Source organism: Azonexus sp. MM2026_4 (assembly GCF_055901855.1).
Map to the genome: position 1 here is coordinate 3,594,569 of NZ_CM148380.1, position 13,273 is coordinate 3,607,841.

Genomic DNA, 13,273 nt, shown 5'->3' on the forward strand with positions numbered 1-13,273 from the left:
ATTGTAAAAACAAAATTCGTATCGTGCAATAATCTTTGCGCCGGTTTGGCGATCCGTTGCGTCGGCGATACGTAACAAAAAACAAATCGCCGGCAAGTTGCGCTGTATCAAATTACCAGGGAGCTATCGCTTTACAATCAACAGCTTTTGTTTCAGTCAGGAGTTTTCATGGCAGCAGTTATGCCCGCCCCGGCCGCCAGCCGTCTCTTCCTGTCCGGCAACGAAGCCGTTGCCCGTGCCGTCTGGGAGGCCGGCGTCAAGGTTGCCGCCGCCTATCCCGGCACGCCGGCGACCGAGATGCTCGAAGTCATCGCCACTTATCCGGACCTCTACGCCGAGTGGTCGGTCAATGAAAAGGTTTCGCTCGAAGTGGCGATCGGCGCCGCCTACGCTGGCTCGCGCGCTTTCTGCTGCATGAAGCATGTCGGCATGAACGTCGCTTCCGACGCCTTGATGACGCTGACCCTGACCGGCGTCAGCGGCGGCCTGGTGATCGCCATTGCCGACGACGTCGGCCTGTCGTCGTCGCAGAACGAGCAGGATTCCCGCCACTGGGGCCGCTTCGCCCACGTGCCGGTGTTCGAGCCGGCCGATTCGCAGGAAGCCTACGCGATGACGCTCGAAGCCTTCGAACTCTCCGAGCGTTTCCAGGTGCCGGTGATCCTGCGCATGACGACGCGCATCAACCACGTCAAGGCGCTGGTCACCGTCGGCGAACGGCAGGCTCACGTCGGCGCCGGCTTCCGCAAGGACCCGGCACGCTTCGTGATGGTCCCGGGCAACGCCGGCAAGCGCATCCCGCTGATGTTCCAGCGCGAGCGCGACTTGCGCGCGCTGGCCGAGACCTCGCCGCTCAACTTCATCGAGCCGGGCAACGACCGCCGCGTCGGTTTCATCGCTTCCGGCCCGGCCTATATGCACGTGCGCGAATCCTTCCCGGATGCGCCGGTACTGAAACTTGGCTTCTCCTGCCCGGTGCCGTTCGAGAAGTGCCGCGAACTGGCGGCAATGGTCGATCAGGTGGTGGTGGTTGAGGAAGTCGAGCCGCTGGTCGAAACCGAACTGAAGGCGCAGGGCATCGCGGTGATCGGCAAGGACATCCTGCCCTTGCAGGGCGAGCTGTCGCCGGCCGTGCTCAAGCCGGCGATCGCCCGCCTGCTCGGCGAGCCGCTGCCGGAAACGCCGGCCGCCACCGCCCTGCAGGTTTTCCCGCGACCGCCGACGATGTGCGTCGCCTGCCCGCACCTCGGCGTCTATTACACGCTGTCGCAGGTGCGCAACCTGAACATCTCCGGCGACATCGGCTGCTACACGCTGGGCGCCGGTCATCCCTGGCAGGCGATGGATACCTGCGTCTCGATGGGCGCCTCGATGGGCATCGCCCACGGCATGGACAAGGGGCGCGGCGAATCCGACAAGGACAAGCGCGTGGTCGCCGTGATCGGCGATTCGACCTTCCTGCACATGGGCATGCAGGGTCTGCTCGACATGGTGTACAACAAGGGCAACGTCACCGTCCTGCTGCTCGACAACCGCGCCGTCGGCATGACCGGCGGCCAGGACAACCCGGGCAACGGCCGCGACATTCACGGCGACGAGGCGCCGCGCATCGACTTCGCCAAGCTGGTGTCGGCGCTCGGCGTCAAGGACGAGCGCATCCACGTGGTCAATCCGTATCAGCTGCCGGTGCTGTTCAAGACCATCCGCGAGGAGGTCAAGGTGCCCGAGGTGTCGGTCATCATCACCGACCAGCCCTGCGTGCTGATCAAGGATTACCACAAGCTCAAGCCCTACGCGGTCGATGAGGACAAATGCACCGGCTGCGGCAACTGCATCGACGTCGGCTGCCCGGCGATCCACGTCACCCGCCGCGGCAAGGAGGTCAAGGCGAGCGGCCGCGAAGTCAACCTGGCCTTCGTGCGCATCGAATCGTCGGTGTGCACCGGCTGCGGCCTCTGCCTGCAGCCCTGCGCGCCGAAGGCGATCGAGCACTATGTGCCGAGCGCACCGATCCAGTTTGCCAAGGGAGGCTGTCAGGCATGAGCGAGACGACCAACATTCTCGTTGTCGGCATCGGCGGTCAGGGCGTCATGACCGCCACCGAAATCCTCGCCGAAGCGGCGATCGCCCTCGGCAACGATGCCAAGAAGACCGAAGTCGCCGGCATGGCGCAGCGCGGCGGGGTGGTTTCCTCGCACCTGCGCTTCGGCCCCCGCGTGCTGTCGCCGCAGATCACGCCGGGCACCGCCGACGTGCTGCTCGGTTTCGAGGCGGCCGAGGGCATGCGCTGGCGGCACATGCTGCGCCCGAGCGGGATCGCGCTGATGAACACGGCGCGGCTGGTGCCGCCGGTCGTCGAGCTCGGCCTGTTCGACTACCCGGACAACCCGATCGCCGCCATGCGCGACAACGGTGGCCCGGTGGTGGCGTTCGACGCGACCAGCATCGCCCTCGAACTGGGCGACATCCGTCTCGGCAACACCGTGATGCTCGGCGCCATCGCCGATCATTTGCCGTTCCCGGCGGAAACCCTGCTCGACTGCGTGCTCAAGCGCTTCCAGCGCAAGGGCGAAAAGCTGGTCAACCTGAACCGGCGGGCTTTCGCCGCCGGCCGGGCAGCGGTCGGCGCGGCGCAAGCCGCCTGAAGCGGCGTCGCCGGCAATGCCGGCGACATCGACAGCCTGACGCCTTTCTGCAAGAATCGGCGGCATGCTGTTGATGCCCTATCTCTCCCGCATCATCCCGCCCTACCTGCCGGTCGGCGTGGTGTTGCTGGTCGTCGTCAACCTGTTCGTCTTCTTCGGTCTGCAGCAGGGTGACGAGGCGCGTTTCCGGCGCGCCGTCGATTACTACTCGGGCAGCGTGCTGGCCGAGATCGAGCCTGATCGCTACCGGGCTCACCTGCTCGGCCGCGGCGATCACGAGGCGGTGGCAAAGTTCGATCGCCTGCTCAAGAACCGGCGCGATCTGGCGCCGCTGTTGGAGCAGATGGCGGATGACCGGGCGTTCATGGGCGAGCTCCGGCAAGGCACGGTGGTGCCGCCGACAGACGAGATGCACGGCCGCTGGCGGCAGGCGCGGCAGAGTTTCGACGGCTTGATGGCGGGCGTGGTCGGCGAGCGCTATGCCTTCCGCAGCGATCAGCCGACCCTGCTCACCGCCTTTTCCAGTCAGTTCCTGCACGGCGACGTTTCCCATCTGCTCGGCAACATGCTGGTCCTGGTACTGATCGGGCCGGCGGTGGAAGGCCTGGTCGGCAGCGCCGCCTTCCTCGCCATCTACCTCCTTGGCGGACTGGCCGGTGCCGGCATGTGGCTGTTCGCCGCCAACGGCAGCGGGCTGATCGGCGCTTCCGGTGCGATCGCCGCGGTGATGGGGGCGTTCTCGGTTTTGCTGCGTTGGCGGCGGATTCCCTTCTTCTATTTCATCGTCGTCTATTTCGACATCGTCCGCGCCCCGGCGCTGCTCGCCCTGCCGATCTGGCTGCTCAACGAGGCCGTGCAACTGCTCTGGCTGGGGGGCGGACGGGTCGCCTACGAAGCCCACATCGGCGGTCTGCTGACTGGCGGCCTGCTTGCCCTGCCGTTGCTGCAACAGGCGCAACAACGCCTGTTGCCGGACGAAGGGGTGGCGCGGCAGGCGGTGCCGGCCGCGACGGAGCGCCGGGATCGTCACCTGGCGCAGGCGCGCAAGGCGATGCGCGAGGCCGATTTCGAACTGGCGCGGCAGGCCTACGGCCGGGCGGCTGCGCATGCCGGGAGCGATTCGGCGGTGTGGCAGGAGTGCCTGAACGTCCTCAAGCTGGCACCGGCCAGCGCGGAGTTTCACCAGGCCTGCCGTCGCTTCCTGGGGCAAGCTTCCCGGAACGCGGCGATGCAGGCGATGCTGCCGACGGTGTTCATGGACTACCTGCAACTGGCACAGCCGCGGCCGCGCCTCGACGCCGACCGGCTGGCGGCACTGGCCGAGGTCTTCCTCGGTCAGGGGCGGGGGCTCGAACTGGAGCGGGCGGCGCGGCTGTTGCACGCGCTGGCGCCGGCTGATCCGCGTTGCCGTCGGCTGTTGCTGGCCGCCGCCGGGGTTCGCCGGAATGCCGGCGATGCGACGGCCGCCGCCGCCCTGAGCCGACTAGCCGGCTGAGGCCGGGGTTCCTGCGGCGAGCCGCCCGAATTGCGCTTGGCTCAGGCCGGGCTGGCGGCGCCGCGCAGGCGGGCCAGGGTGCGCCGGTATTCGGCGGCTTTCTCGGCGCAGGGGTGTTGTGGATAGCGGGTGGCGATGGCGGTGAAGATCTTTTCGGCCATCGCGTCCTGGCGAAATTCCTCGCACAGGATGCGGGCGCTGAGGAAATAGATGTCGGGGATCAGCGGGTGGCGCGGGTGGCGCTTGTCGAAGGCACGCATCAGGTCGAGCGCCAGCCGGTTTTCGCGCAGCTTGTGCGCGGCTTCGGCGAGCGCCAGTTCAATGGCCGGCTCCTGCGGCCGGAAATCGGCGTCGAGTTCGCGGCAGCGGCGCCAGGCGTCGACCGCCCGGCCGGCCATCTGCCGCTGCAGCAACAGGGGGATCAGCCGATTGGCGTGGGGCAGCAGGCGGTCCTTGCGGCCGGCCAGGTGCAGCAGCTTGTGATAACGCTCGTGCGCCGTCACATCCTCGTGATGCACCCGCTGTTCCTCGTAGGCGATGTCGATGGCGCGGTTCAGTTCGCCGGCGGCGATCAGTTCGGCAATCTGCGCCGCCGGACCGTCTTCCGCCGCCGTTGCCGGATTGCCGCCGCGCGCCGCCGGGGCGAGCGGGATGCCGAGAATCCGGTGGTACTGGTAAAGCACGTAACCCAGCATGTTGAACGCGATCATGGTGAAGAACATCGCCGCCAGATTGGCGCAGAACAGCGCCGAGGCCATGCGCACGCGTTGCTGGGCGAACAGTTCGCCAATCAGGTCGATTGGCGTCTGTCCATTTTCCGGGGTGAAGTTGCCGGCCATCAGGTTGGCGAGGATGGGCTTCAGGCCGAAGGCATACAACTGCCAGGTGAGGAACATCTGCGCGCTGGACAGGCAGAAGAGAAAGACGCAAAGCAGCAGGTAGGGTTTGCCGACGCTGCCGATCAGCGTTGCGGCGCGCCACGGATTGAGCCCGGCGAGGAGGCTGCGCGAATGGACCAGCACCATCAGCGACGCCGGCAGCAGCAGCGAGACGACGAAGTTCATCGCCATCGCCGGCAGGTTGCCGAACATGCCCTGAACCAGCCCGACGACCAGGCCGCTGACGAAGAACAGCGCGAAGATGGCGAAGGGCAGCAGGCCCAGTCCCTCGCGCGTGCTGTCGTCGTAGTCGCCCGGCTGCAGGCGGCCGCGACTGGTCTCGATCGCAATCCGGCTGCCCAGGCGGAGTACCGAGAACCAGGCCCACAGCGAGCCGCCGAAGAACAGCAGCAAGCCGCTGATGGCGCCGGGGGCGAGGAAGCAGAGCGCCGGCAGTGCCGCGCCCAGGCCGAGCCGGCCGAGGATTGCCGGCTGCAGCGGAAACAGGAAGAAGCGCGGAATGCGCTCCCAGAACGGAGTCGGGTTTTCGGGTTCGCGGTGGCGCGGCCGGGATTGCGCGTTCATGGCGGGGGCGAGGGCGGCTGGAGGCCCGGCAAGCATAGCATGGGCGATGACGTTTGAATCTGCTGCGACCGGCCGCGGAATGAGGAAGCCGGCCCCGGCTTCTGGTAAAATCCTGAAACTTCGAGGGAAAGGCGGCCTGCCTTTCCCCTTTTGTTTTCCGGATACGACGATGACGGCACAAATAATCGATGGCAAGGCGCTGGCCGAGGAACTGCGCCAGGGCTTCAAGGCGCGCGTGGAAGCGCTCGCTGCCCAAGGACACAAGCCCGGCCTGGTGGTCATTCTGGTCGGCGAGGACCCGGCTTCCCAGGTCTACGTGAAGAACAAGGTCAATGGCTGCCTGGCCATCGGCATGCATTCCGAGAAGATCGTCTACGACAAGGACGTCGATCAGCAGGTCGTTCTCGACAAGATCGCTGAGCTGAACGCCGACCCGGCGATCCACGGCATCCTGGTGCAACTGCCGTTGCCCAAGCTCTTCGACGAGGAAAAGGTGCTCGAAGCCATTTCCGCCGAGAAGGACGTCGATGGTTTCCACGCCGAGAACGTCGGCGCGCTGGCCCAGGGTAATCCGCGCTTCATCCCGTGCACGCCCTACGGCGTGATGAAGATGTTCGAGCAGGGTAACGTTGATCTCACCGGCAAGGAAGCCGTCGTCATCGGCCGTTCCAACATCGTCGGCAAGCCGATGGCACTGCTGCTGATCAACGCCGGCGCCACCGTCACCGTTTGCAACTCGCGCACCCGCGACCTGAAATTCCACACCAGCCGCGCCGACATCGTCGTCGCCGCCGTCGGCAAGCCGAAATTCGTCACCGGCGACATGATCAAGCCGGGCGCCGTCGTCATCGACGTCGGCATCAACCGCCTCCCGGACGGGAAATTGTGCGGCGACGTCGATTTCGCCGACTGTCTCGAAGTCGCCGGCCAGATCACCCCGGTGCCGGGCGGTGTCGGGCCGATGACCATCACCATGCTGCTGGCCAACACCATCGAGGCCGCCGAACGTAAAGCGGGGATTCGTTAATGTCTGAAAAGAAGATTTCCGTCGGCATCGTCATGGGTTCCGACTCCGACTGGCCGACCATGCAGGCCGCCGCCGTCATCCTCAAGGACTTCGGCGTCGCTTTCGAGGCCCGCGTCGTTTCCGCCCACCGCACGCCCGACCTGCTCTTTGAATACGCCGAAACCGCCGCGCCGCGCGGCCTGCAGGCAATCATCGCCGGCGCCGGCGGCGCTGCCCACCTGCCCGGCATGCTCGCCGCCAAGACGACGGTGCCGGTGCTCGGCGTGCCGGTGCAGTCGCGCGCGCTGTCCGGTGTCGATTCGTTGCACTCCATCGTCCAGATGCCCAAGGGCATCCCGGTCGCCACCTTCGCCATCGGCGAGGCCGGTGCTGCCAATGCCGCGCTGTTCGCCGTCGCCATGCTGGCCAACGGCGATGCGGCGCTGAACGAGAAGCTGCAGGCCTTCCGCAAGGCCCAGACCGAGAAGGTGCTGGCCATGCAGTTGCCGGCTGTCTGAAAATCCTGCGGTCAACTCCGGATTTCGGCCAAAAACTTGTCCTGAGGTTTCTGCCTTGAGCACCACGACGATACTTCCGCCCGCCACGCTGGGCATGCTTGGTGGCGGCCAGCTCGGCCGCTTCTTCGTTGCTGCCGCCCACGAACTGGGTTACCGGGTCTGGGTGCTCGATCCGGACAAGAATTCCCCCGCCGCGCAGATCGCCGAACGCCACTTCTGCGTCGCCTACGACGACTACGCCGCGCTCGACGAATTCGCCGCCGGCTGCGCCGCGATCACCACCGAATTCGAGAACGTGCCGGCGGCGACGCTCGACTACCTCGCCAAGTTCGTGCCGGTGCGTCCGCACGCGGCGGCGGTGGCCATCTGCCAGCACCGCGTCAGCGAGAAAACCTTCCTGCGCGACAACGGTTTCCCGCACGGTCCGTTCGTCGAGGTCAACAGCGAAGCCGACCTGAAGGCCGCGCCGGCCAGCCTCTTCCCGGCCATCCTCAAGGTCGCCCGCTTCGGCTACGACGGCAAGGGCCAGGCGACGGTGCACAACGTCGCGGAGGCGCTGCTCGCCTTCGCCCAGTTCAAGGGCGAGCAATGCGTGCTCGAACAGCGTCTGCCGCTGGACTACGAAGTTTCCGTCGTGCTGGCGCGCGACGAGCAGGGCAAGGTTGCCTGCTTCCCGACCGGCGAGAACCAGCACACGCGCGGCATCCTCGATGTCTCCATCGTGCCGGCGCGCACCACCGGCTGCATGCAGAGCGACGCCGAGGATGTGGCCGCGCGCATCGCCGAAAAGCTCGGCTACATCGGCACCATGGGCGTCGAGTTCTTCGTCAGCCGCGGCCAGTTGTTGGTCAACGAAATGGCGCCGCGCCCGCACAACAGCGGCCACTACACCATCGATGCCTGCGTCACCAACCAGTTCGAGCAACAGGTGCGCGCGCTGTGCGGCCTGCCGCTGGGCGAGCCGCGCGCGCATTCGGCGTCGGTGATGGTCAACCTGCTCGGCGACCTCTGGTACGACGGCGATACCTACCGCGAACCCGACTGGTCGGTGCTCTACGCCATCCCCAACCTGAAGCTGCACCTCTACGGCAAGCACCACGCGCGGCCGGGCCGCAAGATGGGCCACTTCACGGTGATCGGCGACAACGCCGAAGCCGTGCAGAAGACCGCGCTGGCCGCCCGCGCCGCCATCGGCATCAAGGACTGATGACGCCTTCCGACGCCGATTACGCCCGCGCCGTCAACCTGCTCTGCGCCGGCGAACTGGTCGCGCTGCCGACCGAGACCGTCTACGGCCTCGGCGCCGACGCCGCCAACCCGGCGGCGGTGGCCAAGATTTTCGCCGCCAAGGGCCGCCCGGCTGACCATCCGCTGATCGTCCACCTCGCCGGCCACGATGCCGTCGAGGCCTGGGCCGAGCAAGTGCCGACGGTGGCCTGGGAACTGATGGAAACCTTCTGGCCCGGCCCGTTGACGCTGATCCTGAAGAAGCAGGCCTGGGTGCCCGACGCCGTCACCGGCGGCCAGGACACCGTCGGCCTGCGCGTTCCCGGCCATCCGGTGGCGCTCGAACTGCTACGCCGTTTTGCCGTCGCCAAAGGTGAGCACGCCGGCATCGCCGCGCCGTCGGCCAACCGCTTCGGCCGCATCAGCCCGACCACCGCCGCCCACGTCGCCGAGGAGCTGGGCGAAGCCGTGCCGCTGATCCTCGACGGCGGTTCCTGCGCCGTCGGCATCGAATCGACGATCATCGACTGCTCGCGCGGCGAACCGGTGGTGCTGCGCCCCGGCCACATCTCGCCGCTGCATCTGGAAGCGGTGCTCGGCCGCGCCCCGACCATCGAAACCAGTAGCGGCGCGCCGCGCGTCTCCGGCTCGCTGGAAGCGCACTACGCGCCGACCACGCCGCTGCGTGTGGTCGCTGGCGAGCGCCTGCTCGACTTCCTCAACGCCCAGCGCCATCGCGGCGGCAAGTGTGCAGTGCTCAGCCCCAACCAGCCGCCGCAGGCCGGCATGCCGCACGCCTGGCGGATGCTGCCGGCCGACCCGGTCGGCTACGCCCACGACCTCTACGCCGCGCTGCGCGACATGGACCACGCCGGTGTCGACCTGATCGTCGTCGAAGCCCTGCCAGCCGGCGCCGACTGGGCCGCCGTCGCCGACCGCCTGCGCCGCGCCGCGGCCGGCGCCGGGCAGAAATGAGCGCAGCGTTGCCGGCATCGCCAAGCCGCTTGCAGAAACCGCCCCTGCCTAGGCTATAATGCGCGCCTTACGGGCCGATAGCTCAGCTGGGAGAGCGCCGCGTTCGCAATGCGGAGGTCGTGAGTTCGATCCTCATTCGGTCCACCAGTTTCAGTTCCAAGTAAGTCCATAGTTGTCCCGGGAAGGAAAACCTTGCCGTTTGACAGCGATAGGCTTCTGGGGCTTGCAGCATAGAAAAAGCCGAGACCACAGATGGTCTCGGCTTTTTTGTTTCTGATGTCGGCTGACCGGCCTGTCATCGGCTGTCCGAAGCTGCTACTCACAGGTCTGGGTGACTCTGACTGCTGCCGGATTGCCAATACGTGCTCGTCGGCCATAACGGTCGTTGGGGCTAAGACCGGTAACGACCGTTAAGGTGTAGCCACCGGCCATTCGCTGGCGTGACACAAGAGCAGCAGCTTCATGCCTAACAACGCACTCGCCCATGTTTGGTCTTGATCATAGGGTGTGTGTTGTTCGATAGATATTTTCTCATTCGACCGATCCCTGGCTGTGGGTCAATTGAATTGATCAATCTGTCATTTTCAGTGTATGGTTGTCCATCTCTGTTTCTAATGACAAAAATGAAAGCAATTCTTCTGCATTTGAGTGACGGTCACATCAATTCAAAACAATGCAAAATCACCAGTAGGGCGCAAGCGATTGCAGCAACGATGCGCCCACTCTTGGCAGAAGCTAAGCAGGTTTTCGTTGTATTTACTGGTGATATTGTCAACGCGGGTTCAGTAGATGAATTCGAGATTGCACTGAAATTTCTGTTCACTTTGAGAGATACGATCCGCAAGGATTTCAGTGGTGAGGTCACCTTTATTACGGTGCCTGGTAACCATGATGGAGCTTTCAAAGAATCCAAAACAACACGCAATCGACTGATCAAGAGCCTGGCAAGTGAAGCGAACCCGGAACTCGATGATGATCTCATTGAGGACTGCACTGAGCCTCTGCAGGCCTACTACACCTTCCTTGAAAAGCTAGAGAACCCGAACCTAAGTTATTCAGACAAGCTTTGGTGTGACTATCGCTATCGAACAGATGACTGCATCCTGCGGTTTAGTGCCATGAATGCAAGCTGGATTTCTACCGTTCCGGAGTCAAAAGGATCGCTGGTTTTTCCGGTGGATCGTTATCAAGCACTGCAGGAAGAGCCTGGAACGATCAATATCTTGTTGATGCATCACCCACTGAATTGGTATGCCCAAAATGCATATCATCCGCTTCGTGAGTTGGTTAAAACAAATTATCAAATTGTAATGTCTGGCCACGAGCATACGACGGCTACCAGCATCATTACCGATGTTGAAAAACATTCGACGATTTTTTTTGAAGCACCCGCACTGGAAAAGGGCGAGCAATCTTCTTTCTCAGTTTTATGGCTCGATACTTCGTCCAACACGATAGCGCAGGAGACCTTCGAATGGTCTGAAGATATCTATCAATCGGTATCGGGCAAAGCCACTTGGAGCAATCACCTTAGCATTCCCAAGCATCGACCCAAAAATGGCTTTCATCTCACCGAGCGAGCAAAATCCGGCCTGGAGTCCATGAATGCGGCTTTTTCACACCCCATGCAGGAAGTTATTCAGCTATCGGATGTCTTTGTCTCTCCAGATCTGCAATCTATGGATGGTGATGGCGATGACCAGGACTCTATTCCTGCCGAGACGTTATTGCGACCCGATGCAGAATATAATTTTATCCTGATCTACGGTGATGAGCAGTACGGGAAAACCAGTTTGCTCAAACATTGGCATCACGAATACCTGCGTCAAGGGCTGAAACCGCTCATGTTTGACGCCAAAGATGCCAATGGGAACTCGGATAACTTTCTAAGGGTTATTTCTCGGCAGGTTGTCGAAACCTATGGGGCTGAGGCTGAAACGAAATATTTGCAGTTGGCTAAGGCGGAAAAAGTTGCCCTGGTTGATAACTTAGAAGCCTTGGGTTCGCGTGGGGATGTTATCAGTCGAGTCGTAAAAAATATCGAAGGTCAGTTTGGACGTGTCGTCATCTTGGCCAATGAGCGTTACGAGGTCATGACCATCTCCTCGACAGACGCCGTCTCTGCTTTGCGGGAGTATAAGCAGCTCAGAATGCAAGGGTTTGGATACAAATTACGCCATGACCTTATTCGGCGCTGGTATGCAATTGGCCATCAACTCGATCAAGATGAGTTTCAAGCCAAGGTGCATGCGGCTGATCGGGCCATCAACAGCGTATTTAGCAAGGGCCTGGTGGCCATGACAGCGTTCAATGCCTTAGTTCTCCTGCAGAGCATGGAGGTTAATGAGAAAGGATCGCTCGCCAATGCCGGGACCGCTCAATACTACGAATACATGTTCCGTCATTCGCTATCGCTCGCCAAGGTAAAATCTGACGAGTTTGACGAAATACAGAGCTACTTGGTCCACATGGCGTGGACTATGTTCTGTCAAAAGACCAAATCGCTCTCCAGCCAAGCCATACAAGAGTTCAACTTATGGTTCTCAAAGAAAGTTCACCCTACTGATCTGGTGGAACGGCTTGGCCTCTTGGAAGAGAGCAAGATTCTTGTCCGTCGCAATGGTGAATACGCATTTGCTTTTCCCTATCTGGAGTTCTTTTTTGTCGCCAAGTACCTGGCCGACAATCTCGAAGAGCAGCCAGAGCTACGGGAGAAAATTACGCACCTGTGTAAACATATCTACATTAAAGAGAATGCCAATATAGTTCTGTTTTTGACGCATCATCTCAACGGCAATTGGTTTATTCGAGAGATTGCGGATTTGTTATCTGCCATTCTCAATAGTGTTCCTGCCTTGAAGCTGGAAACCGATGCCGAAGTATTGAATATATGGGTTACCGAAAAGGCGAAACTGATCGTCGATACCAGCAATCTTGACGAAAATAACCGGGAAAGCCGGAAAACTGACGATAAGGCTGCCAAATTGCCGGAAGCGGTACCGGATAAAGAGGTCGCCTCGATTTATGAGCTGGACAGTTTTACGCAACTTAATCTGCTTTTCAAAACTAGTGAAATTATTGGGCAGGTCCTCAAAGGTCGCTACGGTTCCATTGGCAACGAACTCAAAAGTGATTTGCTGACTCGGCTATTTGACGCACCTCTGCGCGGGGTGAATTTTTTCAGTTCGATCATTAATTCTGAGCCAGAAGCAGTCCTCCTGGAGGTTACTGCACGGCTGCACCGGAATTTCCCATCGATCAGCAAACAAAAGATCGATCGCGTAGCAAAACGATTTTTGTTCTCGACGCTTGGTGCGGTTGCTGATGCATTCGTGAGCCGACAGGGAGAAATTATTGGCTCGCCTAAGCTCGCGTCCATCATCGACCAAACGGTTGAAAAAAATGGAGGGCTGTCTTATCGGGTTGTGGCGACGGCAGCCAAACTCAGTTTCCCTGGGGCTCCGCCTATTGATGAGATACGGGTTTTGGCCAAGGATTTGGACAGCAATTACTTTGGGTGGAAGTTATTACAAGGATTGGTCGCCCGACACCTGTACATGTTCTATGTGCCTCATGCCGATAAAATGCAATTGGCGGAGGCTGTCAAGATCGATGTGCGTACTCAGCGCGACATCGAGGTCAAAGCCCATTCGACAAGAAAATTACCAGGACAGAATGCGACGCCAAAACACTCTGTGAGCTTATTGAATCGACTGCAAAACTCATTCCTCATGAATAATCGGGCTTCCATTGCAGCGCTTGAGACAAGATACCAAAGGCGCCCTAACGACACTAAGAGGGGAAAGTGATCAGAACTGAATTGCCCGGTTTTAGTGGACAAATCGGAGGGCTGATTTCCGCGCCAAAGCGGTCGGGGGTTTCGAGCAAGTCGAATGTCCGAAAAGGCCGATTATGCAGAGCCCCCGATTATGTGGAGCTTCGAG

Annotated in this window: 9 protein-coding genes and 1 tRNA gene; 9 read left to right on the forward strand and 1 reads right to left on the reverse strand. The window is 61.7% G+C overall.

Going from position 1 to position 13,273, the window contains the following annotated elements; genetic code table 11:
- The first annotated feature begins 168 nt into the window (after positions 1-168).
- The 3 genes from AC0KWY_RS16945 (at position 169) to AC0KWY_RS16955 (ending at position 4,140) form a co-directional block, all read left to right on the forward strand.
- Positions 169-2,043, forward strand: coding sequence for a thiamine pyrophosphate-dependent enzyme (locus AC0KWY_RS16945; protein WP_474026645.1), 1,875 nt, complete (start codon positions 169-171; stop codon positions 2,041-2,043).
- Positions 2,040-2,645, forward strand: a complete 606-nt coding sequence (locus AC0KWY_RS16950) for an indolepyruvate oxidoreductase subunit beta (RefSeq protein ID WP_474026646.1) — start codon at positions 2,040-2,042, stop codon at positions 2,643-2,645. Before AC0KWY_RS16945 ends, AC0KWY_RS16950 begins: the two co-directional genes overlap by 4 nt.
- Positions 2,646-2,709: 64 nt before the next feature.
- On the forward strand, positions 2,710-4,140 hold the full coding sequence (locus AC0KWY_RS16955) for a rhomboid family intramembrane serine protease (RefSeq protein WP_474026647.1): 1,431 nt from the start codon (positions 2,710-2,712) through the stop codon (positions 4,138-4,140).
- Between the two features lie 41 nt (positions 4,141-4,181).
- On the opposite strand, the gene AC0KWY_RS16960 is transcribed toward AC0KWY_RS16955, so the two are convergent.
- A complete protein-coding gene (locus tag AC0KWY_RS16960) occupies positions 4,182-5,603 on the reverse strand; it encodes a tetratricopeptide repeat protein (RefSeq protein WP_474026648.1) in 1,422 nt (473 codons plus the stop codon).
- Between the two features lie 169 nt (positions 5,604-5,772).
- Here AC0KWY_RS16960 and folD point away from each other — a divergent pair, with 169 nt between their 5' ends.
- The 6 genes from folD to AC0KWY_RS16990 all read left to right on the forward strand — a co-directional run bounded on the left by folD (position 5,773) and on the right by AC0KWY_RS16990 (position 13,138).
- Positions 5,773-6,630, forward strand: a complete 858-nt coding sequence (folD, locus tag AC0KWY_RS16965) for a bifunctional methylenetetrahydrofolate dehydrogenase/methenyltetrahydrofolate cyclohydrolase FolD (RefSeq protein WP_474026649.1) — start codon at positions 5,773-5,775, stop codon at positions 6,628-6,630.
- The gene (purE, locus tag AC0KWY_RS16970) at positions 6,630-7,127 is read left to right on the forward strand and encodes a 5-(carboxyamino)imidazole ribonucleotide mutase (RefSeq protein ID WP_474026650.1); all 498 of its coding nucleotides are present in this window, start codon (positions 6,630-6,632) and stop codon (positions 7,125-7,127) included. Before folD ends, purE begins: the two co-directional genes overlap by 1 nt.
- Positions 7,128-7,221: 94 nt before the next feature.
- Positions 7,222-8,334: a 5-(carboxyamino)imidazole ribonucleotide synthase gene (locus tag AC0KWY_RS16975; RefSeq protein ID WP_474029749.1), complete on the forward strand. Its 1,113-nt coding sequence runs from the start codon at positions 7,222-7,224 to the stop codon at positions 8,332-8,334.
- A complete protein-coding gene (locus AC0KWY_RS16980) occupies positions 8,334-9,329 on the forward strand; it encodes an L-threonylcarbamoyladenylate synthase (protein ID WP_474026651.1) in 996 nt (331 codons plus the stop codon). The genes AC0KWY_RS16975 and AC0KWY_RS16980 overlap by 1 nt, the downstream gene beginning before the upstream one ends.
- A 71-nt stretch (positions 9,330-9,400) precedes the next feature.
- A tRNA-Ala gene (locus AC0KWY_RS16985) sits at positions 9,401-9,476 on the forward strand.
- A 476-nt stretch (positions 9,477-9,952) separates the two neighbouring features.
- A complete protein-coding gene (locus AC0KWY_RS16990) occupies positions 9,953-13,138 on the forward strand; it encodes a metallophosphoesterase (RefSeq protein WP_474026652.1) in 3,186 nt (1,061 codons plus the stop codon).
- Positions 13,139-13,273: the final 135 nt, after the last annotated feature.